The following is a 22,718-nucleotide window of genomic DNA, read 5'->3' as shown; positions in this document are numbered from 1 at the left end:
TCCCTCAGGCGGCGATTGCAGCCAATTCCCGTTCGAGCAATCCACCCAGATCGGCCAATCGTTCGCGATCTTCGGTGCTGAATTCGCGTGGTCGATCGTCAAGGATGCACAATGTGCCGATCGCATGCCCGCTTGGCAGCATCAACGGCGTACCGGCATAAAAGCGCACATTGGGCGGGCCGACCACGGTCGGGTTGTCGCCAAAGCGCGAATCGGTCAGCGCATCGTTGACGACCATGACATCCGGATGGTGGATGGCATGCGCGCAGAACGACACGTCGCGCGGGGTTTGCTCAATTTCCGTGCCATATTTGGCCTTGAACCATTGGCGGTCATCATCGACGATCGACACCAACGCATAGGGCACCTTGAATAGGGCGGCGGCGATGCGGGTATAGCGATTAAACTGCTCATCACCGCTCGATTCGACCAGATTGAGCGCGCGCAGCGCCTGCATCCGCTCGGTTTCATTTTCGGGCATGCTGGCGCGCAGCCAGCGAAATGCGCCACGCATCGTCCAAGTGCGAATGCGCGATCGGGCATATTCGACCGAAAAGGGTGCGCGGAGCCATTCAGTATTTTCGCCGAAATTGCCCAGTTCAGGCGCCGTGCCGCCCAGAAACAGGATGGGGACAGACTCCATATCCGGCATCGCCCGCAGTGTTGTGGCGGCAGCGACAGCACCCGACGCCAGGTCACCATCAATCAACACCAGGCCGGCCGTTGTTGCCCCGTCGCCAATATTCGCCACGTCCTCAATCGCCTTGAGCAAGACCGGTTCATCTGACACGGCTTGCTTCATTTTGCCGCGCAACGCTTCGTCCTGCGTGACAAGCAGGACGATCGCTTCCCGCTTGCCGACGGCCTGGTCCATCAGTGCTTCGTCACCCTCGGCCAGGCTCACCCGATCGCCGCGATAGTCGAGGATCATCCCTTCGGCCGCGGCAAAAACGTGAAGCGGCGAATCCGGGCCGAGCGAACTGCGCAGGCCATCGATCATGGTATCAATGGCATCGTCATTGCGCAGCGGATCATGGTGGGTAATCGCCAGCTGTTTGACGCCGGCCGTCTTACAGACCTGAAGCGAATATTCGACCGTGCTGTGTCCCCAGCCGATTTTGCCGGCATATTCAGAAGCCAGATATTGCGCGTCGTGAATGACAAGATCGGCGTCGCGCAGGAATTCTGCATGGGCCAGATCCTGGCCATCGAGCGGGCTGATGCCGTCTGCCGCCTCGCGCGAATGGGGTTCATGGTCGCAAGCATAAACGACCACAGCGCCATCAACTTCGATCCTGAAGGCGATCGTCAGGGCTGGATGGTTCAAATAGCGGGTACGGATGACGACATCGTCAATCCGGAACACGCCTTCGGAAAGGTTATTATAGTTCAGCTCAGCGCCAAAGGCTTCGGGCGTGATCGGGAAATAAGTATATTCCATTTGCCCGGCGAGGGTCTCGCGCAGCGATTCGCCAAAGCCTTTTGGCGCGTAAAAATCCCATTTGTTTCCAGGGATGAAAAAGGGCGCAAAGAACGGGATGCCCTGAATATGGTCCCAATGGGTATGGCTGATCAGCACATGGCCGCGGGTGGGCTTTGGCCCTTCTTTCATCAGCATCTGGCCAAGGCCGTGCGCGCCGGTGCCGCAATCGATAATCAGCAGCGTTCCCGCCGCCGATGTCACTTGGACGCACGACGTGTTGCCGCCATAGCGAATTGTGTCGGGGCCAGGCTTTGCCATTGACCCGCGGGTTCCCCAGAACCGCACTTGCATATGCACCCCCCTAGTTTGCGAATCGATCAAACACGCGATCTGGCATTGATTCAACTATCATTTGTGCACCGGTTGTGCGGACAGGTCTATCCGGAGGACTCAGAAAAACCCAAACCGGGTAGGGATTCGCCGTTTGCTGACGCCGCTATCGGGCCGATTTTCTGCATCTGTCCGAACAATAGCGGACATTGTCCCAATCGCGCGCCCATTTCTTGCGCCAGCTAAAGGGGAGCTGGCAGGTGGCGCAAATTTTTGTCGGCAAATCGCGTTTCGCCACCCCATTGGGCATCAGCGGGTCTGACGATCAAGATATCGGGCGACATCGGCGAGATCCACGGCGCTATCGAGATAGGTTTCGCCAATTCCGCGGCTGAGTAGAAAGGGCAGGCTGCCCCCGGCCATCTTCTTGTCGTGGCGCATATGATCGACAAGCGCCGTCCCGCTGGCGACGATACCGGCAGCGGCCAGGCCATCGGGCAGGCCGACACCGCGCAAATGCTTGCCAATTCTAGCTGCATCGTCAGCCGGGCACAGGCCGCGATCAGCCGAATAGCCATAGGCCAGCGCCATGCCGGCGGCGACGGCTTCACCGTGCAACAGCGCTGCGGAAAAGCCGGTTTCGGCCTCTAGCGCATGGCCGAACGTATGGCCAAGGTTGAGCAGCGCGCGCTTTCCGGAGGTCTCACGTTCGTCTTCTGCAACGATTCGCGCCTTGGCGGCGATGCTATGGGCGATGGCGGTCGTGCGCAGCGTGATATCGCCAGCGATCAGCGCCGGGCCGTTGGTTTCGCACCAGGCGAAAAAATTAGCGTCATCGATCAGGCCATATTTGACGACTTCTGCATAGCCCGCGCGGAGTTCGCGCAGGGGCAGGGTCGCCAGCGTTTCGGGATCGATCAGCACCAGTGAGGGTTGATGGAAGGCGCCGATCAGATTTTTGCCGGCGCGCGTGTTGATCGCGGTCTTGCCGCCGACGGAGCTATCAACCTGTGCGAGCAAAGTGGTGGGGATTTGGACAAAATTGCAGCCTCGCTTCAGAATCGCGCAGGCAAAGCCAACCAAGTCACCGATCACGCCGCCGCCGAGCGCGATGACATGGTCGCCGCGTTCAATCCCCAGTTCGAGCAACTGGTTGGTCAGTGATTCGAGCGTCGCCCAGCTCTTGCTGCCCTCACCAGGGTCGAGCTCGATCACCGTTGTGGCAATATCAGCCGCAGCAAGCGCGGTTTGCAGCGTTTGCCGGTGATGGGAGAGATTCGAATCGGTGACGATCGCCATCGATCGCCCCCGGGCGAGCGGTTTGAGCCATTCCGCCGCGCGACTGAGCAGCCCGGCATCGATCACCACGGGATAGCCGCGGGTGCCCAGGTCGACATCTATTTGAATCACTGATCATTCGCCCTTGTCGCCAGTGCCTTCAGAATCGCCGCCACGGTGGTCTCATGCGGTGCCTGTTGGCTCGATATATGGATCGGTGCCAGCGCATAGATAGGATTGCGGATGCGCGCGAGTTCGGTGAGCACCTCGGCGGGATCACGATTACGGAGCAGTGGCCGCGTATCGCGGCGCCGGACGCGGTCCGCCAGCACCTTTGGGTTGGCATCAAGCCACACGGCCAGCGCAGAATCGAGAATCAAGGCGCGCGTTTCTGCATTGATGAAAGCACCGCCGCCCGTCGCGATCACCTTTGGGGTGCCGTCGATCAATCGGGCGATAACGCGGCGTTCGCCGTCGCGGAAATATTCCTCCCCGAATCGTTCGAATATGTCGGCGATCGACATGTCGGCCGCCGCCTCAATTTCGCTATCGGCGTCGACAAAAGGCAGCGCCAGCCGCGTAGCCAGCCGCCTGCCAACGGTGGATTTGCCGACGCCCATCAGCCCGATCAACACGATCGGCCGCCCGTGCCAATTTTTGAGGAGAAGCTGGTTTTGCAACATTATCCGCGGGGCTATACAGCGACCCAGCCGCTCGGGCAAAAAAGCCTATCGCTTCGCTTACTCAGACTGCCAAGGTACTCGCCATGACTCGCCTGCTGATTGTCATCGCCATTGTGGTCATTGCCCTGGGGGCTGGGCTGGTTGTGCTCGCGGGCCGTAACGGCGAGCGTCCGTTGACGCATGTTGAAAAGGTTGTGCCGCTTGCGTCTCTCCAGAAATAAAGTTGGTACGGGCGCGCTTGCGCTCGGTCTGATTGCCGCTGGAATTCCAGCGGTTGGTCAGGAGAAGCCCGAATCAATTCTGCCACCCGGCTTTGCCGATCCGGTCGCTGTGCCGACGCCTGCGCCCTCATCAACTCGTGCGGCCCCGGTGCCAGCGCCAACGGACGGTGCCGGGCCGCCTGTAAGTGCCGTCACGGACCCTTTGAGCAGTACCTTGGCGCCTGACGATGCGTTGGCATCGGTCTCCGATTCGGTCGGCACTCCGCAGGAGATCGACCCCAAGCTGCTCGCTGCGTTCGACATCCCTGGCTATGCGCGCCGGTCGCCGTCTCTAGCGGGGGTGGTTGGCGTTGCCGAAGGCGGCATGAGTCCTCGAGCGTTTGGCAGCGCCGATGGCCGTTTTTTGCAGACGCTGATGCGCAAACTGAATGCGCCGGTGCCGTCGCGCTGGGTGTCGATTGGCCTGCGTCAGGCGCTTGCAACGCAGGTTGTCGCGCCGCCAGGGGTGAATGGCGCTGATTTTGCCGCGGAACGGGCCTGGCTGCTGGTGCGGATGGGCGAATCAGCAGTTGCGCGGGCGATGGTGCAGAGCATTGATCCCAATCGCTATACGCCAAAGCTCTATCAGGTCTCGATGCAGGCTGCCCTGGCATCGGGCGATCCGGCCGTGGTCTGTCCCGTCGTTGGCGCAGCCCGTGCGATTTCGAGTGAGCGCGCCTGGATATTGGCGGAAGCGATGTGCGCATCGCTGTCGGGATCGTCGACCAAAGCCAGCACCCAGATAAAGGCGGCGCGCCGATCAGGGGCTGCGCGCGGGATCGATCTGCTGCTGGCCGAAAAGGTCGTTGGCCTGGGATCGAAGGGCCAGGGCGCGGTGACCATCGAATGGGAGAATGTCGATCGGCTAACCATCTGGCGCTATGGCCTGGCGATTGCGACCGGGGCTGAAATTCCGCCTGCGTTGTTCGGCACCGTTGCGTCACAGGTCCAATATTGGCGCGCCCAGGCGCCGCAACTGACCGAAACCGCGCGGGCACCGGCGGCCGAACTGGCGGCGGCGCAGGGCGTGCTGTCCAACGCCGCGATCGTCGATTTATATGGCAAAATTGATAGCGATGATGATCAGGGCACGGCCGAACTCGGCGTTGCCCGTGATTTGCGCGCTGCCTATGCCGATCCCAGCCGCGATGCTCGGCTCGTTGCGATGCGAACGCTCTGGGACGAACCCAAGCAACCCCGCGCGCAATATGCTCGGCTAGTGTTGACCGCGCGCGCGGCGACGACGATCGCCCCCTATCGGGATGCGCCCGATGCTGATCGCCTGATCGCATCGATGCTCAGCGCCGGGCTGGAAGGCCCGGCCTTGCGCTGGCAGCCCGATGTGGTTCGGGGCAGCAATGGCTGGGGCATGCTGGCGCTGGTTGAAACCGGCGGGATGATTAGGCGAAGTGACGTCGATACCTATCGCAGCCGCGCGACTGATATCAGTGGCGTGAAGGTCAAAATGCTGGTGGCCGGGCTAGCTGGCCTGGGCCGGTTGAGCGCGAGCGATACTGATGGTTTGGCCAATGGGCTGTCGATCAACTTCGCCAGCAGCAACAGCTGGACCCGCGCAATTCATCGTGCCGCCGAACAGCGCCAGCCGGCCACGGTGATGCTGTTGGCGGCGGTGGGCATGCAGACACCCAATTGGCACGGCGTGTCGCCGGAAGCACTGTATCACATCGTCTCCGCCCTGCAGCAGGTTGGGCTGGAGGGACAGGCGCGGATGATCGCCGTAGAGGCGCTGGCCCGGCTTTGACGGGGGCGGGCGATAGGGCGCTGATTGAGCGATTTTTGGAGATGATGGCGGCAGAAAGCGGTGCCGCCGCCAATACGCTGGCTGCCTATCGTAGTGACCTTGTCCTCGCTTCGACCTTTTTGGAGCGGGGATTGGCAGAAGCATCGTCGGATGATCTTGCCCGATTGTCTGGCAATTGGGCCGAGTTGGCGCGCGCATCGGTTGCGCGCAAAGCGGCGGCCCTGCGGCGATTCTATGCCTTTCTGGTCGAGGAGGGGCACCGCGCCGATGATCCTGGTGCGAGCCTTCCCCGGCCCGGCGCGGCGCGGCGATTACCCAAAACACTCGCCCATGGCGATGTCGATCGCTTGTTTGCGGCGATTGCGGAGAGAATGGCGCAGGAGCCCGTCAATCCGCTCGATCTGCGGCTCGCTGCCCTGGTTGAGTTGCTTTACGGGTCGGGATTGCGGGCGAGCGAACTGGTGTCGATCCCGCGCAACGCCGTGTCCCCCGATCGACCATTTCTGATCATGCGCGGCAAGGGCGGGCGCGAGCGGCTGGTGCCGATCTCTGACCGTGCACGCGCTGCCGTCGCACGCTGGCGCGATTTGCTGCCGGCAGGATCCGCCTGGCTTTTCCCAGGCGGAAAGGCGCATTTGTCGCGGATCAGGCTCTATCAATTGCTCAAGGAACTGGCGGCCCAGGCCGGGATTCCACCCGAACGCGTAAGCCCGCACGTGTTGCGCCACGCCTTTGCCACCCATTTGCTTGAAGGGGGCGCAGACCTGCGCGCGCTGCAACTGATGCTTGGCCATGCCGACATCGCTACGACTGAAATTTATACCCATGTTGATAGCAGTCGGCTGGTCGCTTTGGTCAATGCGCGTCACCCGCTCGTTGACCTTCCGCGCCGTCCGGCCTAACCGAAGCGGCCACATGGCAAGCTTTCTAGATTTTGAAAAACCGATCGCGGAGCTTCAGGCCCGGATCGACGAGTTGCGGGAAACCGCAGCCGGCGGGAGTGTCGATCTCGATGCCGATGTCGCCCGGCTGCAGGTCAAATCCGATAAATTGCTGCGCGACACCTATGCGCGGCTGACCCCGTGGCAGAAAACGCAGGTCGCCCGGCACGGTGATCGACCGCATTTCAAGCATTATGTCGCCGGTTTGTTCAGTGATTTCATGCCGCTGGCCGGTGATCGGGCCTTTGGTGATGATCAGGCAATCCAGGGCGGACTTGCGCGCTTCCGGGGACGCGGCGTTGTTGTCATCGGCCACGAAAAGGGGGACGATACTGCCAGCCGGCTTCGTCACAATTTCGGCATGGGCAAGCCTGAGGGGTATCGCAAGGCAATCCGTTTGATGGATCTGGCCGACCGCTTCGGTCTGCCCGTCGTTACGTTGGTGGATACGTCGGGCGCGTTTCCTGGGATCCAGGCTGAAGAGCGTGGCCAGGCAGAAGCGATTGCTCGCAGCACCGCCCGTTGCCTGTCGCTGGGCGTGCCGATGGTGAGTGCAATCGTCGGCGAAGGCGGATCGGGCGGCGCCGTCGCGCTGGCGAGTGGTAACCAGGTGTTGATGTTCGAAAACGCGGTCTATTCAGTGATTTCGCCCGAGGGCTGCGCCTCCATTCTGTGGCGGACATCGGATCGCGCGGCTGATGCGGCAGAGGCGATGAAGGTGACCGCGCAGGATTTGAAAGCGCTTGGCGTGATTGATACCATCGTTCCTGAGCCGCTGGGTGGGGCGCAGCGCGATCCGAAGCGCGCAATTGCGGCACTGGGCGATGCCATTGCGCTTTCTCTTGGCGATCTCGACAAGGCAAGCCCTGGGCAACTGCTTGCCGGGCGTCGAAAGAAATTCCTGACGATCGGGCGCCTCTAGCACGCCGTCTTGCGTGACGGGCCAAACGAAAAGGGCGGCGGTCTTGCGACCGCCGCCCTTCGTCACGTAAGCAGCTGGGAGAAGCTTACGAAGCCTTCATGTTGGTCGTAACGTTCGAGAAGGTCGTCTTGAGCTGGTTGCCCAGGCCCTGCATGGCTGCAATGGCGGCAACGGCGATCAGCGCTGCGATCAGGCCATATTCAATAGCCGTCGCGCCCTTGTTGTTCTTGATGAACTTGCGAATGGTCTGCATTTTCCGGTCTCCAATTGATGATGTGCTTCAGTACCCGGCTGACCGGGTTCCCGGCCTGCATCATCAAAATTAGAGCTGTGAGGTTGATAAAGGTTTAAGTTGCGGCGCGGGGATGCCAGTTTTTTTTTCAACGGTTGTTCCGCGCGTCATCAATCTTGGTATTCACATTGCTCCACATGCCGGTGGTGATGTTGCCAAGCGCCGTTATTGACGCAATCAGCGAGACAACAATTACCGTCGCAATCATGCCATATTCGATTGCCGTCCCGCCCTTGCGGTCTTTCAGCAATGATTGCAGCAGTTTCAACATCAGCGTCGCGAGCTCTACAATGCTTCCAAGGACACCAGAGATAAATGATGAGGGTTAACGAATGACGAATGCGGCGCAGGGGCAGACCGGGTCAGGCACGGCGGCGAGGGTAGATTTGTTTCCTGTCGTGGCGGCTGCATTGGTCGATCAGGATGGTCGCATTTTGCTGCAACAGCGACCGGCCGGTAAAGAATTGGCCGGGTTATGGGAATTTCCTGGCGGCAAGATCGAGCCTGGCGAGTCGCCTGAGGCCGCCCTGATTCGTGAGCTTGCCGAAGAACTGGGCATCAGCGTCTCCACCGCCTGCCTGGCACCGGCGACCTTTGCCAGTGCCCCGCTGGGCGGTCGCCATTTGCTGCTGTTGTTATATGTGTGCCGCAAATGGGAGGGGATTCCGCGAGCGATAGAGGCAAGTGCGCTTAAATGGGTGCGACCGGTTGAGATGCATGCGCTGCCCATGCCGCCGGCTGATCGCCCGCTGATCGGCCTGATTGAGGCATTAGTCTGACGGCGTCGGCGGGCGCAATGCGTTGGCGAGCGACTGGGTCGCGCTACCACGGCGCGCTGGCTTGGGCTGTGAGGGGGCAGGGGACCAGCCCGTCATGAAGACAATCTCCAGTCGTTCGGTCGTCCGCCCATCGGGATCGGCGCGATCGGCGAACAGGTCCGCGGCGCGCGCCAAGACATCGCGGCGAAGCGGGGAGCGCCCCTGCATCACATTGCTGCCCGCCATGCCGCGCAGATCGCGCAGCAGCCCGAACAGGCTCGCATAGCGGATCGTGAGCGTTTCCGTGTCGGCCACGGGCAGCGCGAAACCGGCCCGCATCAGCAAATCACCGGCAGCGCGGACATCAACCTGCGGGTGAATGCGCGCACCCGGACGGTCGCCCTCTGCATCGCGGAGTGCTCCCCGCAAGGTGGCCAGGCTGCCAGCGCCGACAAAGGCAGCAAGGAATAACCCATCGGGCCTTAGCACCCGTCGCGCTAAAGTGAGTGCACCCGGCAAATCATCAATCGTGTCGAGCGTGCCCGCTGCCACAACTAGGTCGAATGCATGATCTGCAAATGGCAGCCGATCTTCATCGCCCTGCACGCCCTGCGCCGCGGCGGCAAAGCGATACCCCGGATCGAGTCGGGCAACCCGGCTGCCGGTCGGCGGGACAAAGGCAGCATCAAAACAGCCAAGATCAAGGACATCGCGAAATTCACGCGCGATCCCGGCCAGCCGATCGGCGATGCCCTCTATCATGTAATCCCGCAGAAAACGGGCATCGCCATAGCTGGTGAATGCGCGGTCGCGGTGAAGACGACGGGCGGCGCGGTCAAAGATGCCTGGGCTCTCCATGGCGGCGCTTGTGCCGCTCCTGTCGTCGCGCGACAAGGGTGACGATGCGCTTGCTTGCTCCCCTGGCGTTTGTTGCCGGCCTGGCCCTGCCGCCGCGATGCCCCGGTTGCGGTGCGGTAACGGCAGAGGATCATCGCTTTTGTGCCGCATGCTGGGGACAATTGCGTTTTTTGACGCCGCCTTGGTGCGCGACCTGCAACCAACCCTTTGCTTTTGATCGCGGGCCCGGTGCGCGCTGCGGCGATTGTATGGCATCACCGCCGCGCCATAGCGGGATCCGCGCTGCCGTCGCTTATGGCGACATTGCCCGTGCCTTGGTGCTGCGCTTGAAATATGGCGGCCGGACCGGGCTTGCTGATACGGCCGCCCGGTACATGACGCGGCTGATCCCCGAGGGGAGCGACCTGATCGTGCCCGTGCCTCTCCACCGCTGGCGGCTATGGTCGCGCGGTTTCAACCAGGCGGCATTGCTGGCGCGGTCGCTGGCGCGCGACACCGGCATCGACTGCGAGATTGATTTGCTGAAACGAGCGCGTGCCACCCCTTCGCTGCGTGGGCTGGGCCGCCGGGCCAGGGCCAAGGCCGTTCAGGGCGTGTTTGCGATAAGCCCGGACGCGCGGGCACGGCTGCGCGGCAAGGCGATCGTGCTGGTGGATGACGTCTATACCAGTGGGGCGACCAGTGCCGCCTGCACCCGCCTGCTCCTGCAGGCGGGCGCGTCGCGTGTGACCATTTTGGCATGGGCGCGGGTGATTGATGCCGATGTCGGTGATTGACAAGCACCCGGCGCGAACTCACTTGTTAGGGATGGCAAAGATCGAAATTTATACCAAAGCATTCTGCCCTTATTGCACAAGGGCGATGAAACTGCTCCGCAGCAAGCCCGTGGAGATTGAGGAATATGACATCACCATGGGCGGTCCGCGCCGTTTGGAGATGCTCGAACGCGCTAATGGTGGCACGACGGTGCCGCAGATTTTCATCAATGGCCGCCACGTTGGTGGATCTGATGATCTCGCCGCGCTTGAGGAGATCGGCCAGCTGGATGCGCTGATCAGCGCATGACCAAAATTGCGCTCCTCCAGATGTGCAGCGGGATCGACCCCGTCCAAAATGCGGCGACGGTGCGGGATGGCATTGCGGCAGCCGCGGCAGGCGGGGCGGCGATGATGTTCACGCCGGAGATGAGCAACCTGATTGACCGCGATCGCGCCCGAGCAGCGCTCTCTATCGTGAGCGAAGACCAGGATGTGGTGCTGGCCGCTGCGCGTGCGGCGGCGGCGGCCCATGGAATCTGGGTGCATATTGGTTCGCTGGCGCTGAAGGGAGTCGACGGAAAGTTCGCCAATCGCGGCATTGTGATTGATGCGACCGGCGCGATCCGCGCGCGCTATGACAAGCTGCACTTGTTCGATGTTGATTTGCCGACTGGTGAAAGCTGGCGTGAATCGGCGGCCTATGCGGCCGGGCAGGGGGCGAGCGTCGTGTCCAGCCCGATCGGGCAGATTGGCCTGTCGATCTGTTATGATTTGCGCTTTGCCGATCTCTATCGCGCCCTCAGCAATGCGGGGGCGACAATATTGACCGTGCCGGCCGCCTTTACCCGCCCAACGGGTGAGGCCCATTGGCATATTCTGCTGCGTGCCCGCGCGATTGAGGCCGGCGCCTTTGTGATCGCTGCCGCGCAGACCGGGGTGCATGCCGATGGCCGCGCGACCTATGGCCATTCACTGGTCATCGATCCCTGGGGCGAGGTGTTGCTTGATATGGGCGACGCGGAAGGACTTGGCTTTGCCGAAATCGATCCGCACCGGGTTGATGACGTCCGCGCGCGCGTGCCGGTGATCGCGCATCGTCGGCCAATTCCTGCCGTCGAGTTGGTTTCATGATCGTCTTCGATCTGCGGTGTGGCACTGGCCATGTTTTTGAAGCCTGGTTCGCATCCTCGTCGGCCTATGAAGACCAACGGTCGCGCGCGCTGGTGCACTGCCCGATTTGCGATGACGGCCAAATCGAAAAGGCGGTGATGGCGCCCAATATCGCGCCCAAGGGCAATCGCATGGGTGCATCGGTGCCTGCAGAAATCATGCCGACGGCGCTGGCCGCCTTGGCCGAAGCGCAGACCAAAATGCTCGCTAAATCCGAATGGGTTGGCCGGGCCTTTCCTGATCGGGCGCGGGCTATGCACCTGGGCGATGAACCCAGCGCGTTAATTCATGGAGAGACCAGCGCGGCCGAAGCGCGGGAGTTGGTCGATGAGGGCGTCCCAATTACGCCGCTCCCGTTCCGCGTCGTCCCGCCATCCACGGTGAACTGAGTGCAACCGGTGCGTTGACCGGATTTGCGGGAGACCTTAGGAGTTCGCCGCGTGCCCCCGTAGCTCAGCAGGATAGAGCGACGGTTTCCTAAACCGCAGGCCGGAGGTTCGACTCCTCTCGGGGGCACCAATTTTGCCTGCTGGCCTTAAAGCGTGGTGACGTTAGATCGATTCAACCTCACACCCGTTCGGGCTGAGCCCTTCGACTGCCTGCCAAGGCAGGCGCTCAGGACTGGCTTCAGCCTGAAGGGCTGAAGTCGAAGCCCACACGCTCCGCATGCCCTTCGACTTCGCTCAGGGCGAACGGCGTATGGGTTGGACCAATCCAAAGTCATCACACTCTCAATCGATCGCCTGTTGCCTTGTTCAGCGGCGCGAAACGGGCAACGACCTGAATCGACTGGAAGAACGGTCGGGCATCAAGCAAGCGTCCGTGCTGCTTGATGCCCGCCAATAGGGATCACGCCTTGACGTGGGCCGCAATATATTTGTTCATTTCGAACATGGTGCACGATTTGCGGCCGAACACTTTTTCAAGTGCTGCATCGGCGAGAATCTCACGCTTGTTCGCTGGATTCTGCAAATCGTGCTTTTTGATATAAGCCCAGACCTTGCTGATCACTTCGCTGCGCGGCAGCCGGTCATTGCCGACAATTGCCCCAAGCTCAGGTGATGGCTGGACTGGCGCGTGGATGCCGCCGGTTTTCGGGGCTGCCGCCTTGGTTGCAGGTTCTTTCGCCATCGCTATCCTCCCAATCATAGTCGGCAACAGGCCGACCTTTAGAAATTACGCCTTAGCGCGCACCGCTTGTGCGCCGCCTTATCGTCATTGTCACGCTCTACAGTCGATTGTTACGGGGATGGCAACGCTTTCCGTGAGGAAATATGCAAATTACCAAAGGGACTTGCAGCGGCGCTTGCCGGCTTGCTGCACAGCAAGGCACCATGCGACGGTAAATTGCGCCACTATTGGCCAGACCCCGTGACGTTGATGGCATCAGTTCATTGTGAAGGATCACCTGTATGATATTGGAAACACTCGTTACAGCCCGCGCCGATGACGGTGTGCAGGGGATTTATCGCCATGCATCGGGCGCCACGGGCACAGATATGACCTTTTCGGTCTTTGTCCCGCCGCATGCGCCGGGGACAAAGCTGCCGGTGCTTTGGTATCTCTCGGGTTTGACCTGCACCCATGCCAATGTGACCGACAAGGGCAGCTATCGGGCCGCCTGCGCTGAGCATGGGATCATTTTCATTGCCCCTGACACGTCACCACGTGGCGACGGGGTGCCGGATGTCGATGTCTATGATTTCGGGCAGGGGGCTGGCTTTTACGTCGATGCGACGCAGGCGCCCTGGGCCACGCATTTCAAGATGCGCCGCTATATCGAATCCGAACTGCCTGACGTGATCGCCGCCGCGTTTCCCCAGGCGGACATGGCGCGGCAAGGCATTACCGGCCATTCTATGGGTGGCCATGGCGCGTTGACGATCGCGCTGCGGACGCCGGAGCGGTTCCGGAGCGTCTCGGCCTTTGCGCCGATCGTCTCGCCAATCCATTGTGCGTGGGGACAAAAGGCGTTGGGCGGCTATCTGGGCCAAGACCCGGCGAGCTGGCGGGCCTATGACGCTTGCGCCCTGATCGAGGATGGCGCGCGACTGCCTGAATTGCTGATTGATCAAGGGGATGCCGACAGTTTTCTCCCGGAACAACTCAAGCCCGAACTGCTGACCGCAGCATGTGCTGCAGCGGGGATGCCGCTGACGCTGCGGATGCAGCCCGGCTATGACCATAGCTATTATTTCATTTCGACCTTCATGGCCGATCATATTGCCTGGCATGCCGAGCGGTTGACCGCCTGACCGCTGCACCACGCCTTATCAACGAAAGAAGGGGCCGCGACACTGTGTCGCGGCCCCCTTTTTGTTTCAGCCGATCAAGGCCGCTAATCGTTACCCGATCAGAACTTGATCCGGACCGTGCCACCATAGGTGACTGGCTGGCTTGGATAGCCCGACAAGCTGCCTGCCTGAGCGACCGATGGGAAGATCGTCGTCAGATACTGGGCATTCGTCATGTTGCGGCCCCAGGCCGAGATTTCGATGCCGTTGCTGAACTGGCCGGTGAGCGACATGTTGAGCGACTGGACTTCGCGGGTGAGCGTTGAGCCTTCAGAGATGAGGACCGGGGTATTGTACTGATAGTCACCGCGCAGCGTGAGCTTGAAGTTGTCGTTGACTTCATGCGTGTACGAACTGCCGACCGAGAACGCGAATTCAGGAATGCCCGCCGGACGACGGCCCGTCAGGTTTGCCGGAACCACACCGAAGGTGGCGTTGAAGGCCGAACCATTGACGAACGAGTCAAAGATTGGATCAAGATAGGTCACATCCGCGTTGAACGACAGGTTCTTTACTGGCGTTATGCTGCCGTCAAATTCGATACCGAAGGTCGATTGCTGGCCTGCATTGTTCAGAATGAAGCCGGTACCGGTGAAGATATTGCCCTGGAAGCCCTTAATGTTCTGCTTGAACACGGCAATGTTGAAGGCCGCCTTGCCGAACTTACCCTTGATACCGCCTTCATAGACTTCTGACTGCTCAGGACCAGCAAAGCGTGAGCCCGAGGTGAGGTTGACGACGGCAAGACCCGCTGTCTGCAACCGGGCAAGATCGGCGACCGTTGGGCGGCTGTCGCGCGACAAGTTGATCGAGCTTGCCTTAAAGCCCGATGCATAGGTGACATAAAGGCTGAGATTGTCGGTTGCCTTCCATGACAGGCGACCCGTGTAGGAAAGGTTGGTGTCACCCGTCCGCCCCGGTTCAACAGCATTCGGTACGTTTTGGCCCGGCGGCAGGAACTGCAGCCCACGCAGTCCGTTCAGCGGGTTAGCCGCTGGGTTGTTCTGGTTGGCCAATGCCCCTGCCTGCGCCTGTGCAAGGGGCACACCCTGTGCGAGCAGGCCACCCAAGATCAGCTGGTTGCGGAACGGCGCGTACCGCGGGTCATTGAAATTGATGTTCGAAAAGACATCATTGCTAGCAACGTTGGTCGCAAAACGCTTGCGGTCATCGGTATAGTTGATGCCACCGGTCAAGGTGACCCGATCAGTGATCTTGTAATCAACCGTCGCGAAAACCGAGAAGGATTCATCGGTTAAACGGTAGCGCTCGTTCAAGCCATCACCGCGACGGAAAAATGTGTTGAGATAGCGGGTCGGCGCCCCTTCAAGCGCGCCGAATGTTCCCTCAAGCAATGCTGCGTTCAAGGCGCCGCCGGTGCCTGCCCGGATCAGTGCGTCGCCATAAGGGCGGAACGACTGGCCATAGGTGATCGCATTGTTCTGGTTGATCTTTTCGTTGAAGTAGAAACCACCCAGAATGAAGTTCAGCGGCCCATCGAAGTTCGACGTCAGGCGGAGTTCCTGGGTGAAGGTGTCGATCAACAGCGCTTGGCTGTTGTTCCCGATCAAATCAGCACTGGTGAAATCCGAATCCTGATTGGTGAACGACCGGACCTTGCGATAGGCACTGATCGAGGTCAGATCGAGATTGCCCAGCGAGTAATCACCCTGCAGCGAGAAGCCATAGTTGGTGATGTCGTTGGACGATGGGAAATTGCTGAACGTGACATAGGAGAACGGACGGGCGGCATCGATTGCGCGCCCGCCAGCCGCCAGCGAATTGATGATTGGCGTGGTTGGCCCGGCGACGATATTTGCGATCGCGCAGCAATTTTCCGAAATCCGGTCATAATCGGCGATCAGGCGGAATTTCAGGTCGGCACTGGGCTGGAACAGCAACTGGGCGCGGAAGCCATAACGATTGCGCGTGCTCGAGTCCGTCTGCAGGCCGGCATCGAACACATAACCGTCGCGACGGTTATAGTTGCCAGCCACCGAATAGGCGAGCGTATCGGTGATCGGGCCGGAGATATCGCCCTTGGCAATGAATGCGTTGTAATTGCCATAGGTCACTTCAGCGCTGCCGCGCGTCGTGAAGCTCGGTTCGGAGGTGACGATGCTGATGATACCAGCCGATGCGTTCTTGCCGAACAGGGTCGACTGCGGACCGCGCAGCACTTCAACGCGCTTCAGGTTGGGCAGATCGGCGATCTGGGCAGCAGAGCGCGAGCGATACACGCCGTCGATGAACACGCCGACCGAAGGCTCGATGCCGGCATTGTTGGCGCCGTTACCGAAGCCGCGAATGATGAAGTTGGTGTTGGCCGAGCTCTGCAACTGCGAGACGCGGAGCGAAGGGACGACGGACTGGAGATCGATCAGATCGCGGATCTGCGCTTCCTGAATGGTGGAACCGGAAACGACCGACACTGCGATTGGCGTGTCGAGCAGCGTTGCTTCGCGCTTGCTGGCGGTAACGACGATGTCGCTATCTTCGGTGTCGTCGGCTTCCTGGGCTGGCGCCTCTGCCTGCACAGGCGCATTCGCCGGGGTCGGCGCATTCTTCGCATAGGCAGGTGTCACGGCCAACATCGCGATGGCGGACGCGGCAAGCAATTCAAATTTCTTCATGGTATAACCCCTCCATGCCCGCCACCGGTCTCCGCCGGTTTCACGATGCTTCTGTCAATGTTGGCGTGAAAATAGCGTCCATCAAAGGACGGCGTCAATGGAGGATCGACGGGAAACTGCGGACTTGCGCCGATGTTGCCCAAATGAGACAGTTTCAAAATCGAACTGGTTTGGCGCGAAATCACGGTTGACGTAGCGTTTTTCTCGAATCGGGCGATGAGGAGGTTGAATGATTGACGATAAGGACCCGGTGGACGACGGCGATATTATTGCCGCTCCGGCGAAAATTCCCGTGCCGGAAGACGTTGCCGATGCCGTCCGTACGCTGATTCGGTGGGCAGGGGACGATCCGACGCGCGAAGGATTAATCGATACGCCGCAACGCGTCGCACGCGCCTGGAAGGAATATTGCGCGGGTTATGGCGATGATCCGGTTTATCATTTGTCTAGAATTTTCGAAGAAGTCGGCGGCTATGACGAGATTGTCCTGTTAAAGGACATCCCCTTCCAATCGCATTGCGAACATCACATGGCCCCGATCATCGGCCGTGCGCACATCGCCTATCTGCCGAGCAATTGGGTGGTTGGCATTTCAAAACTGGCGCGGGTGCTTCACACCTATGCACGTCGCCTGCAGGTCCAGGAACGGCTGACGGCGGAAGTCGCCAACTGCATCTGGGAAAATCTGAAGCCGCACGGTGTGGCCGTGGTGATTGAGGCAAGCCATGCCTGCATGACCGCGCGGGGCGTTCGCACGCCAGGCGTGACGATGACGACCAGCCGGATGATGGGCGTATTCCGCGACGATGAGCGCAGTCGTAAGGAAGTGCTGACGCTGATGGGGGTGTGAGGCAGTGATGGCTGACAGCCTTGGCTGCGTCATCGTCACTGGCGGCGCGCGGAGAATGGGGGCAGCGATTGCCCGGCGGCTCATTGCCGACGGGCATCGCGTGATCATCCATCATCGCCAATCCGCGCCAGAGGCTGATGCCATCGTCGCCGAGCTTGGCGACCGCGCCGTTGCGATCGATCAGGACCTGTCGGTGGATGGTGCCGAAATCGCCTTGATCACCGCAGCGCGCGCGGCATTTGGCGTGCAGGTCAGCGGGCTGGTCAATAACGCCTCGCTTTTTGCCTTTGACCGACCGCCGTTGCCCGATGGCCAATCTATTGAGCAGCACATGCGCGTCAATCTGACAGCGCCAGTGCTGCTCGCTTCGGCAATGGCCGGGCAAAAGGATTTGCGCCACGGGGCGATCGTCAACTTGCTGGACCAAAAGCTGGCCAACCTCAATCCCGATTTCTTTTCCTATAGTTGCAGCAAGGTGGCGCTGGCTGGTGCGAGCATCATGTTGGCGCAAAGCCTTGGCCCCCGGATCACTGTCAACGCCGTAGCGCCGGGGTTGACTCTGCCCAGCATGGACCAGACCGAGGCCGAATTTGATGCCACGTGCCGGATGAACCTGCTTCACCGACCGGTCGGGGCGGATCAAGTGGCCGGTGCGGTCGCTTTTCTGCTGGGTGCGCAGGGCATCACTGGCCAGACGATTTTCGTCGATGCCGGGCAACGTTTCATGCCAACGGCCCGCGATGTAATGTTTTCGACCCGAGAGGCGGTTAATGGCTGAATTCACGACGCGATTGGAAGGGCTCTCGCTGCCCATGCGGATCGGCATCCACCCCGCAGAACGCGCAGCGCCGCAGCGGGTGATCGTTTCCGTGTGGCTCGACTGCCGCTATCCTACCGCTCCCTTTCCGGACGAAATTGATGCGGTGGTGGATTATGATTTTCTGCGCCGGGAGATCATGGCGCTCGCCGACAGTCGCCATTTCAATCTGCAGGAAACCTTTTGCGAAGCGATCGCAGCGCTTGCGTTGGCCGATGATCGCGTCTGGCGCGTCCGGGTCAGCTCGCTAAAACCCGATATCTATCCCGATGCCGCTGTCGGATGCGACATTGTGCGAGAACGAGCCGGCGGCTGATCGCCGATATTTAATCGGGATAGCGCAATCGGAAGATGGCAAGCAATTTCCCCGGATCGCACTCGGCCAAGCGCGGCCAATCGGGCGGCGGCTGATTGCGAAACCAGGTATATTGCCGCTTGGCGTAGCGACGGGTAGCCGCTTGCGCCTCGGCCAGGGCTGTCTCTCGATCGGTATGCCCATGCAGCCAGCCAGTGATTTCCCGCACGCCAATGGCGCGCATGATCGGTGCCGTTTCGGGGATGTCCGATCGCGCGAGCAGAGCACTGACTTCGCCAGCCGCCCCTTGGTCAAGCATTGCCGCCAGCCGGGCATCGCAGCGCGTGAATAGCCAGTCTCGATCGGGCAACAGGATCAACGGCTGAAGCTGGATCATGGGCGCAATGCCGCCATGCCGTTCGGCTTGCCAGCTCGCGAGGGTTCTGCCGGTCGATTGGACCACCTCAAGCGCGCGCGCGACCCGCGTGGTATCCGCCGGGGAAAGCCGCGCAGCCGCGGCCGGATCGGCCGCCTGGAGCAGGCGATAGCTGTCGGCAACGGGCAATGCCCGTACCTGCGCCCGGATTGCCGGGTCAATATCGGGAACCGGGGCAATGCCGTCGAGCAGGGTCCGGAGATAAAGGCCGGTGCCCCCCACCAGAATCGGGCGACGACCAGCGGCTTGAGCTTCGGCGATGCTGGCCGATGCTTCAGTCGCCCAGCGCGCGGCGGAGTAAATCTCCGTTGCGCCGACATGACCGAAAAGCCGGTGTGGAACCTGGGCTTCGTCGGTTGGCGACGGGCGCGCTGACAGCACGCGGAGATCAGCATAGACCTGCGCTGAATCAGCATTGATCACGGAGCCGCCAATCGCCTCGGCAAGCGCCACGGCAAGAGCGGACTTGCCGCTGGCCGTCGGCCCTGCAATGAGCGCAACCGGGGAAGCCGGAGGGGATTTTGCCATGTTCATTGCAACGCTGATAGCAGCAGACCGGCTCGATGCAGGGCAAATTTCTGAGGCGCTCGATCGGCTCAATGCCGCTGGCTGCGTGACGCTGGGGTCGGGATGGATCGATGCGGCGCGCGCGGCTGACCTAATGTTCGGGCAGTTCCCCGATCGTGCCCGCACCGCGCTGGAGGGGGCGTTTGGTCGTGTCGATGTTGTTGTGCAGGGCATGATGGCGCGGCCCAAATCGCTGCTGATCGCGGATATGGATTCAACGATGATTACCGTCGAATGCATCGACGAACTGGCCGATTACGCTGGCATTAAACCGCAGATCGCCGCCGTTACCGAAGCCGCGATGCGCGGTGAGATGGATTTTGGCGAGGCGCTTGATGCGCGCGTGGCGTTGCTTGCTGGGCTTGACGAACGGGTGATCGAGCAATGTCTTGCCGAACGCGTTCAGATCATGGCCGGCGCGGTCGCCTTGGTCCGGACGATGCGCGCGCGGGGAGGGCGGAGCATCTTGGTGTCGGGCGGTTTTACCCGCTTTGCCGATCCGGTTGGCAAGGCGATTGGCTTTGATCAGGTGATCGCCAATCGGCTTGGCATTGCCGATGGCAAGCTTGATGGTCGCGTCGACAAGCCGATCGTCGATTCAGCCACCAAGGAAGCAACCTTGCTGGCCGCCATTGCCGCACAAAACCTGCCGCCGGAAGCAACGATGGCGGTTGGCGACGGGGCTAATGACCTGGCGATGATCAAGCGTGCCGGGCTTGGCTATGCCTATCATGCCAAGCCAGTCGTCGCGGCCGCAGCGGCGGCGCGCATCGATCACAATGATTTGACCGCCTTGCTTTATGCGCAAGGAATTCCGGCCAGTGAATGGGTAACCGACTAGGGCGCGATTGGTACGCACGGGGTGCCGGGCATCCGGCCCTGCACTTCGGCGCACAGCCGTGCTGCGTCCGTTCGTGACGCGATTGGCCCGGCCTGCAGCTTGGTGAGCGTGCCGCTGGGGGTATAGATGGCCTTGAACGGCGCAATGCCGGGGACCTTGCTCTGCAGTTGCTGCCAAAGGCCGCGCGCATTTGACGAGTCACGGAAGGCGCCAAGCTGAATGCGCCAGCCGCCGCCCGCAACGGGCTGCGGGGCGGTGACGGTTGGGCGCGCCGCGACCGGCGCGGCATCGTTCGTTGCACGTTCTACCGGAGGCGCCTTGGTCGGTCGGGCGGCCGGCTTTGATTGAGCATTAAGAATAGGACGCGTGTCACTCTCACCGGCATAGGTAGAGGCTGGCAGCTCGGCACTGCGCATGCCGCTGGATCCCTGGCCAGCAATGTCGGGTGTATCGACTGGCCGGTTGGCACTTGCTTCATATTGACGGGCCAGCGCGATGCCCTGCTGGCGAACGTCGCTGGGGATATATTGATCCATTTGCGCCATTGTCTGCGCGCCCTGGGGCAGCCCCGACGCTGACGAGCGGGTCAGGAGCGCATAGGCGCGGACCCAATCCTTTTTGACGCTATCCCCGTTGAACAACATAGTGCCGAGTACCAGTTGGGCGCGGGGTTCACCCCGCCCCACGGATCGTTCAAGCCACGGCAAAGCCTCAGCGCGCTTGTTGTTTTGAAACAGCGTCAGCCCATAGGCGTCTTCGGCCTGGAAATGCCCCTGAATTGCTGCCTTGCGATACCATTCTTCTGCCAGCGCAAGATCGACCGGGACACCGCGCCCCAACTTATAGGCCTGGCCCAGATTGAACTGCGCATCGGCATCGCCCGCAATCGCTAGCGGCCGCCAGCTTTCAACGGCCTTGCGATACTCGCCGCGGCTCCAGGCATCGACACCTTCCTTGACATCGGCCCAGGCCGGCGCGCTGCCGACCACGGCAAGCAGTATCGCCGTTGCCATCAGACCGCGCTGCATCGCGCGCCGCTTGATCCCGTTTCGCGTCAACATCGCCGCATCATCCCTCAACCCCAGGCTCTAATAATTCGCTTTAAGCCAAAATTGGGAAATATTTGGTTATCCAATTGTCCCGTCCGGGATCAGTTGGGGCATCGCTGCGTTCCCAGGGCCGAGCGCGTTCGTTTACCACTTCTTATCACTCGGCGTGGCATTTTCCGGTTTGAAACAGGAAAGACCGGGGAAATAATGCGCGTTCTCGCGATGGCTTCTCAAAAAGGTGGTTCGGGAAAGACCACATTGTCGGGGCATCTGGCCGTTCAGGCGCAGCGCTCTGGCGGTGGCCCTGTTGTGTTGATCGATATCGATCCGCAAGGGTCGCTTTCTGATTGGTGGAACGAGCGGGAAAGCGAATTTCCTGCATTCGCCCAAACCACCGTTGCCCGGCTTGCTGCTGATCTTGAAGTATTGCGCCAACAGGGTTTTCGCCTGGCGATGATCGATACGCCGCCCGCCATTACGATGGCGATCCAGAGCGTTATTGCGGTTGCCGAACTGATCGTCATCCCAACGCGCCCTTCGCCGCATGATCTCCGGGCCGTCGGCGCGACGGTTGATCTGTGTGATCGCGCCGGCAAGCCGCTGATCTTCGTGGTCAATGGCGCGACGCCAAAGGCCAAGATCACCAGTGAAGCAGCCGTCGCCCTATCGCAGCATGGCACGGTTGCACCGATCACGGTGCACCACCGCACTGATTTTGCGGCGTCGATGATTGATGGCCGCACGGTGATGGAAGTGGATCCGGGTGGCCGGTCGGCTGCCGAAATCGAACAACTGTGGAACTATATCGCCGATCGGCTTGAGAAGAATTTTCGCCGGACGGTGTTTAGCGCGCCACAGGCCCAGGGTAATTTGGCGGCGAGCCGCCAGATGGGCGGCTTTGGCCGCCGGGTTGTGAGCTGAGGTGGCGGCGATGATGGGTCAACCCAAACCTTTTGCCTCCCTGTCTTCAGGGCTGCTCGCGCGCAAGGGCCAGGCCAAGCCAGCGATGCGGCCGCAGGGCTTTTCGGGCTTCGGCGCCGTATCGGAGGCGATCGACGATCTCGGCTGGAACGATATGGGCCATAACGACAGCCAGCCCGGCCCAGCACCAATTGAACAGATGCCCTTGCCGCCGGTATTGCGTCAGCGCGAAGCCTTGACGGTCGAAATGGCGACCGCCGCGCCTGAACCAATGCCGTCAGCACCTCTGGCGGCGCCGCCAGTCCAAAAGAGCGAGCCACGCCTGGCCCGCCGTTCCAAGCCGACGCGTGGCGGCGGCGGTAACGGTGATGCCAGCGATCGCGCAAAGGCTGCCTTTACGCTTCGCCTGAACGCCGATCGCCATTTGCGGCTGAGGCTGGCGAGTGCGCTGCACCATCGGTCTGCCCAGCAGCTGGTGACTGAAGCGCTTGATGATTTTCTGAAGACGCTGCCCGAGGTGGAAGCGATGGCCAGCCGGCTGTCGCCTGGGGCGGACGCTAATGTGGTTGATGGGGGCTAA

General features: G+C 61.1%; 27 protein-coding genes, 1 tRNA gene and 1 pseudogene. 18 read left to right on the top strand and 11 right to left on the bottom strand.

What is annotated here, in order from left to right; translation table 11 throughout:
* Positions 1 to 4: 4 nt before the first annotated feature.
* From B7Y43_RS01860 to B7Y43_RS01845, 4 genes are all read right to left on the bottom strand, one after another.
* A complete protein-coding gene (locus B7Y43_RS01860; protein WP_374129909.1) occupies positions 5 to 1,741 on the bottom strand; it encodes a GAF domain-containing protein in 1,737 nt (578 codons plus the stop codon).
* 178 nt (positions 1,742 to 1,919) lie between these two features.
* Positions 1,920 to 2,063 carry a DUF2256 domain-containing protein gene (locus B7Y43_RS01855; protein ID WP_374129908.1) on the bottom strand — a complete coding sequence of 48 codons (144 nt, stop codon included), beginning with the start codon at positions 2,061 to 2,063 and terminating at the stop codon, positions 1,920 to 1,922.
* A complete protein-coding gene (aroB, locus tag B7Y43_RS01850; protein ID WP_374130183.1) occupies positions 2,063 to 3,160 on the bottom strand; it encodes a 3-dehydroquinate synthase in 1,098 nt (365 codons plus the stop codon). The genes B7Y43_RS01855 and aroB overlap by 1 nt, the downstream gene beginning before the upstream one ends.
* A complete protein-coding gene (locus tag B7Y43_RS01845) occupies positions 3,160 to 3,714 on the bottom strand; it encodes a shikimate kinase (RefSeq protein WP_374129907.1) in 555 nt (184 codons plus the stop codon). Before B7Y43_RS01845 ends, aroB begins: the two co-directional genes overlap by 1 nt.
* Before the next feature lie 83 nt (positions 3,715 to 3,797).
* On the opposite strand from B7Y43_RS01845, the gene B7Y43_RS01840 reads away from it, so the two are divergent.
* The 4 genes from B7Y43_RS01840 to B7Y43_RS01825 all read left to right on the top strand — a co-directional run bounded on the left by B7Y43_RS01840 (position 3,798) and on the right by B7Y43_RS01825 (position 7,599).
* Positions 3,798 to 3,935 carry a hypothetical protein gene (locus B7Y43_RS01840; protein ID WP_374129906.1) on the top strand — a complete coding sequence of 46 codons (138 nt, stop codon included), beginning with the start codon at positions 3,798 to 3,800 and terminating at the stop codon, positions 3,933 to 3,935.
* A 202-nt stretch (positions 3,936 to 4,137) separates the two neighbouring features.
* Positions 4,138 to 5,736 (top strand): hypothetical protein, encoded by a 1,599-nt coding sequence (locus B7Y43_RS01835; protein WP_374129905.1) that lies wholly within the window; start codon positions 4,138 to 4,140, stop codon positions 5,734 to 5,736.
* On the top strand, positions 5,733 to 6,638 hold the full coding sequence (locus tag B7Y43_RS01830; RefSeq protein WP_374129904.1) for a tyrosine recombinase: 906 nt from the start codon (positions 5,733 to 5,735) through the stop codon (positions 6,636 to 6,638). The genes B7Y43_RS01835 and B7Y43_RS01830 overlap by 4 nt, the downstream gene beginning before the upstream one ends.
* Positions 6,639 to 6,651: 13 nt before the next feature.
* Positions 6,652 to 7,599, top strand: a complete 948-nt coding sequence (locus B7Y43_RS01825) for an acetyl-CoA carboxylase carboxyltransferase subunit alpha (protein WP_374129903.1) — start codon at positions 6,652 to 6,654, stop codon at positions 7,597 to 7,599.
* Positions 7,600 to 7,684: 85 nt separating this feature from the next.
* Here B7Y43_RS01825 and B7Y43_RS01820 read toward each other — a convergent pair whose 3' ends face one another.
* Positions 7,685 to 7,852, bottom strand: a complete 168-nt coding sequence (locus B7Y43_RS01820) for a Flp family type IVb pilin (RefSeq protein ID WP_374129902.1) — start codon at positions 7,850 to 7,852, stop codon at positions 7,685 to 7,687.
* A 127-nt stretch (positions 7,853 to 7,979) separates the two neighbouring features.
* Entirely contained in the window at positions 7,980 to 8,162 is a 183-nt protein-coding gene (locus B7Y43_RS01815) for a Flp family type IVb pilin (protein WP_374129901.1), read from the bottom strand.
* 61 nt (positions 8,163 to 8,223) lie between these two features.
* Here B7Y43_RS01815 and B7Y43_RS01810 point away from each other — a divergent pair, with 61 nt between their 5' ends.
* Positions 8,224 to 8,670 carry a (deoxy)nucleoside triphosphate pyrophosphohydrolase gene (locus B7Y43_RS01810; RefSeq protein WP_374129900.1) on the top strand — a complete coding sequence of 149 codons (447 nt, stop codon included), beginning with the start codon at positions 8,224 to 8,226 and terminating at the stop codon, positions 8,668 to 8,670.
* On the opposite strand, the gene B7Y43_RS01805 is transcribed toward B7Y43_RS01810, so the two are convergent.
* A complete protein-coding gene (locus tag B7Y43_RS01805) occupies positions 8,662 to 9,507 on the bottom strand; it encodes a class I SAM-dependent methyltransferase (RefSeq protein ID WP_374129899.1) in 846 nt (281 codons plus the stop codon). The two genes, B7Y43_RS01810 and B7Y43_RS01805, sit on opposite strands and share 9 nt — an antisense overlap.
* On the opposite strand from B7Y43_RS01805, the pseudogene B7Y43_RS01800 reads away from it, so the two are divergent.
* From B7Y43_RS01800 to B7Y43_RS01775, 6 genes and pseudogenes are all read left to right on the top strand, one after another.
* Positions 9,450 to 9,698 (top strand): annotated as a pseudogene (locus tag B7Y43_RS01800) (double zinc ribbon domain-containing protein); the annotation flags it as partial. The gene B7Y43_RS01805 and the pseudogene B7Y43_RS01800 sit on opposite strands and share 58 nt — an antisense overlap.
* Before the next feature lie 57 nt (positions 9,699 to 9,755).
* A complete protein-coding gene (locus tag B7Y43_RS01795; RefSeq protein WP_374130200.1) occupies positions 9,756 to 10,283 on the top strand; it encodes a ComF family protein in 528 nt (175 codons plus the stop codon).
* 31 nt (positions 10,284 to 10,314) lie between these two features.
* Complete coding sequence (gene grxC, locus B7Y43_RS01790; RefSeq protein ID WP_374130182.1) at positions 10,315 to 10,572, top strand: glutaredoxin 3; 258 nt, start codon at positions 10,315 to 10,317, stop codon at positions 10,570 to 10,572.
* The gene (locus B7Y43_RS01785) at positions 10,569 to 11,396 is read left to right on the top strand and encodes a carbon-nitrogen hydrolase family protein (RefSeq protein WP_374129898.1); all 828 of its coding nucleotides are present in this window, start codon (positions 10,569 to 10,571) and stop codon (positions 11,394 to 11,396) included. Before grxC ends, B7Y43_RS01785 begins: the two co-directional genes overlap by 4 nt.
* The gene (locus B7Y43_RS01780; RefSeq protein WP_374129897.1) at positions 11,393 to 11,824 is read left to right on the top strand and encodes a DUF1178 family protein; all 432 of its coding nucleotides are present in this window, start codon (positions 11,393 to 11,395) and stop codon (positions 11,822 to 11,824) included. The genes B7Y43_RS01785 and B7Y43_RS01780 overlap by 4 nt, the downstream gene beginning before the upstream one ends.
* A 53-nt stretch (positions 11,825 to 11,877) precedes the next feature.
* Positions 11,878 to 11,954, top strand: a tRNA-Arg gene (locus B7Y43_RS01775).
* Between the two features lie 330 nt (positions 11,955 to 12,284).
* Here the strand turns inward: B7Y43_RS01775 and B7Y43_RS01770 are convergent.
* Positions 12,285 to 12,566 carry an SWIB/MDM2 domain-containing protein gene (locus B7Y43_RS01770; RefSeq protein ID WP_374129896.1) on the bottom strand — a complete coding sequence of 94 codons (282 nt, stop codon included), beginning with the start codon at positions 12,564 to 12,566 and terminating at the stop codon, positions 12,285 to 12,287.
* Positions 12,567 to 12,847: 281 nt separating this feature from the next.
* On the opposite strand from B7Y43_RS01770, the gene fghA reads away from it, so the two are divergent.
* Positions 12,848 to 13,690 (top strand): S-formylglutathione hydrolase, encoded by an 843-nt coding sequence (gene fghA / locus B7Y43_RS01765; protein ID WP_374129895.1) that lies wholly within the window; start codon positions 12,848 to 12,850, stop codon positions 13,688 to 13,690.
* Positions 13,691 to 13,788: 98 nt separating this feature from the next.
* On the opposite strand, the gene B7Y43_RS01760 is transcribed toward fghA, so the two are convergent.
* Positions 13,789 to 16,362: a TonB-dependent receptor gene (locus tag B7Y43_RS01760; protein WP_374129894.1), complete on the bottom strand. Its 2,574-nt coding sequence runs from the start codon at positions 16,360 to 16,362 to the stop codon at positions 13,789 to 13,791.
* A gap of 229 nt (positions 16,363 to 16,591) precedes the next feature.
* Here B7Y43_RS01760 and folE point away from each other — a divergent pair, with 229 nt between their 5' ends.
* The 3 genes from folE to B7Y43_RS01745 are packed head-to-tail and all read left to right on the top strand — an operon-like array spanning position 16,592 to position 18,345.
* On the top strand, positions 16,592 to 17,212 hold the full coding sequence (gene folE, locus B7Y43_RS01755) for a GTP cyclohydrolase I (protein ID WP_374129893.1): 621 nt from the start codon (positions 16,592 to 16,594) through the stop codon (positions 17,210 to 17,212).
* Positions 17,213 to 17,219: 7 nt separating this feature from the next.
* Positions 17,220 to 17,990, top strand: coding sequence for an SDR family NAD(P)-dependent oxidoreductase (locus B7Y43_RS01750; RefSeq protein WP_374129892.1), 771 nt, complete (start codon positions 17,220 to 17,222; stop codon positions 17,988 to 17,990).
* Positions 17,983 to 18,345: a dihydroneopterin aldolase gene (locus tag B7Y43_RS01745; RefSeq protein WP_374129891.1), complete on the top strand. Its 363-nt coding sequence runs from the start codon at positions 17,983 to 17,985 to the stop codon at positions 18,343 to 18,345. Before B7Y43_RS01750 ends, B7Y43_RS01745 begins: the two co-directional genes overlap by 8 nt.
* 10 nt (positions 18,346 to 18,355) lie before the next feature.
* On the opposite strand, the gene miaA is transcribed toward B7Y43_RS01745, so the two are convergent.
* Positions 18,356 to 19,288, bottom strand: coding sequence for a tRNA (adenosine(37)-N6)-dimethylallyltransferase MiaA (miaA, locus tag B7Y43_RS01740; RefSeq protein WP_374129890.1), 933 nt, complete (start codon positions 19,286 to 19,288; stop codon positions 18,356 to 18,358).
* Between miaA and serB the strand changes: the two genes are divergently transcribed.
* Entirely contained in the window at positions 19,287 to 20,168 is an 882-nt protein-coding gene (gene serB / locus B7Y43_RS01735; RefSeq protein WP_374129889.1) for a phosphoserine phosphatase SerB, read from the top strand. The two genes, miaA and serB, sit on opposite strands and share 2 nt — an antisense overlap.
* Here the strand turns inward: serB and B7Y43_RS01730 are convergent.
* Positions 20,165 to 21,229, bottom strand: a complete 1,065-nt coding sequence (locus B7Y43_RS01730) for an SPOR domain-containing protein (RefSeq protein ID WP_374129888.1) — start codon at positions 21,227 to 21,229, stop codon at positions 20,165 to 20,167. The genes serB and B7Y43_RS01730 overlap by 4 nt on opposite strands.
* 195 nt (positions 21,230 to 21,424) lie before the next feature.
* On the opposite strand from B7Y43_RS01730, the gene B7Y43_RS01725 reads away from it, so the two are divergent.
* Together B7Y43_RS01725 and B7Y43_RS01720 are read left to right on the top strand one after the other, a co-directional pair.
* The gene (locus B7Y43_RS01725) at positions 21,425 to 22,138 is read left to right on the top strand and encodes a ParA family protein (protein WP_374129887.1); all 714 of its coding nucleotides are present in this window, start codon (positions 21,425 to 21,427) and stop codon (positions 22,136 to 22,138) included.
* A 13-nt stretch (positions 22,139 to 22,151) separates the two neighbouring features.
* A complete protein-coding gene (locus B7Y43_RS01720; RefSeq protein ID WP_374130181.1) occupies positions 22,152 to 22,718 on the top strand; it encodes a hypothetical protein in 567 nt (188 codons plus the stop codon).

Source organism: Sphingomonas sp. 28-62-20 (assembly GCF_002281505.1).
The sequence above is the reverse complement of the archived record's forward strand: the minus strand, read 5'-3'. Positions and strand labels throughout refer to the sequence as shown.

Coding starts and splice junctions, on each gene's coding strand:
- B7Y43_RS01785 (WP_374129898.1), top strand. CDS start 10,569: ATGACCAAAATTGCGCTCCTCCAGATGTGCAGCGGGATCGACCCCGTC.
- folE (WP_374129893.1), top strand. CDS start 16,592: ATGATTGACGATAAGGACCCGGTGGACGACGGCGATATTATTGCCGCT.
- B7Y43_RS01860 (WP_374129909.1), bottom strand. CDS start 1,741: ATGGCAAAGCCTGGCCCCGACACAATTCGCTATGGCGGCAACACGTCG.
- B7Y43_RS01805 (WP_374129899.1), bottom strand. CDS start 9,507: ATGGAGAGCCCAGGCATCTTTGACCGCGCCGCCCGTCGTCTTCACCGC.
- B7Y43_RS01750 (WP_374129892.1), top strand. CDS start 17,220: ATGGCTGACAGCCTTGGCTGCGTCATCGTCACTGGCGGCGCGCGGAGA.
- B7Y43_RS01840 (WP_374129906.1), top strand. CDS start 3,798: ATGACTCGCCTGCTGATTGTCATCGCCATTGTGGTCATTGCCCTGGGG.
- B7Y43_RS01780 (WP_374129897.1), top strand. CDS start 11,393: ATGATCGTCTTCGATCTGCGGTGTGGCACTGGCCATGTTTTTGAAGCC.
- B7Y43_RS01770 (WP_374129896.1), bottom strand. CDS start 12,566: ATGGCGAAAGAACCTGCAACCAAGGCGGCAGCCCCGAAAACCGGCGGC.
- B7Y43_RS01730 (WP_374129888.1), bottom strand. CDS start 21,229: ATGTTGACGCGAAACGGGATCAAGCGGCGCGCGATGCAGCGCGGTCTG.
- B7Y43_RS01810 (WP_374129900.1), top strand. CDS start 8,224: ATGACGAATGCGGCGCAGGGGCAGACCGGGTCAGGCACGGCGGCGAGG.
- B7Y43_RS01820 (WP_374129902.1), bottom strand. CDS start 7,852: ATGCAGACCATTCGCAAGTTCATCAAGAACAACAAGGGCGCGACGGCT.
- serB (WP_374129889.1), top strand. CDS start 19,287: ATGTTCATTGCAACGCTGATAGCAGCAGACCGGCTCGATGCAGGGCAA.
- B7Y43_RS01825 (WP_374129903.1), top strand. CDS start 6,652: ATGGCAAGCTTTCTAGATTTTGAAAAACCGATCGCGGAGCTTCAGGCC.
- B7Y43_RS01720 (WP_374130181.1), top strand. CDS start 22,152: ATGGGTCAACCCAAACCTTTTGCCTCCCTGTCTTCAGGGCTGCTCGCG.
- fghA (WP_374129895.1), top strand. CDS start 12,848: ATGATATTGGAAACACTCGTTACAGCCCGCGCCGATGACGGTGTGCAG.
- B7Y43_RS01795 (WP_374130200.1), top strand. CDS start 9,756: ATGGCATCACCGCCGCGCCATAGCGGGATCCGCGCTGCCGTCGCTTAT.
- B7Y43_RS01725 (WP_374129887.1), top strand. CDS start 21,425: ATGCGCGTTCTCGCGATGGCTTCTCAAAAAGGTGGTTCGGGAAAGACC.
- B7Y43_RS01855 (WP_374129908.1), bottom strand. CDS start 2,063: ATGCCCAATGGGGTGGCGAAACGCGATTTGCCGACAAAAATTTGCGCC.
- grxC (WP_374130182.1), top strand. CDS start 10,315: ATGGCAAAGATCGAAATTTATACCAAAGCATTCTGCCCTTATTGCACA.
- B7Y43_RS01845 (WP_374129907.1), bottom strand. CDS start 3,714: ATGTTGCAAAACCAGCTTCTCCTCAAAAATTGGCACGGGCGGCCGATC.
- B7Y43_RS01760 (WP_374129894.1), bottom strand. CDS start 16,362: ATGAAGAAATTTGAATTGCTTGCCGCGTCCGCCATCGCGATGTTGGCC.
- miaA (WP_374129890.1), bottom strand. CDS start 19,288: ATGGCAAAATCCCCTCCGGCTTCCCCGGTTGCGCTCATTGCAGGGCCG.
- B7Y43_RS01745 (WP_374129891.1), top strand. CDS start 17,983: ATGGCTGAATTCACGACGCGATTGGAAGGGCTCTCGCTGCCCATGCGG.
- B7Y43_RS01815 (WP_374129901.1), bottom strand. CDS start 8,162: ATGTTGAAACTGCTGCAATCATTGCTGAAAGACCGCAAGGGCGGGACG.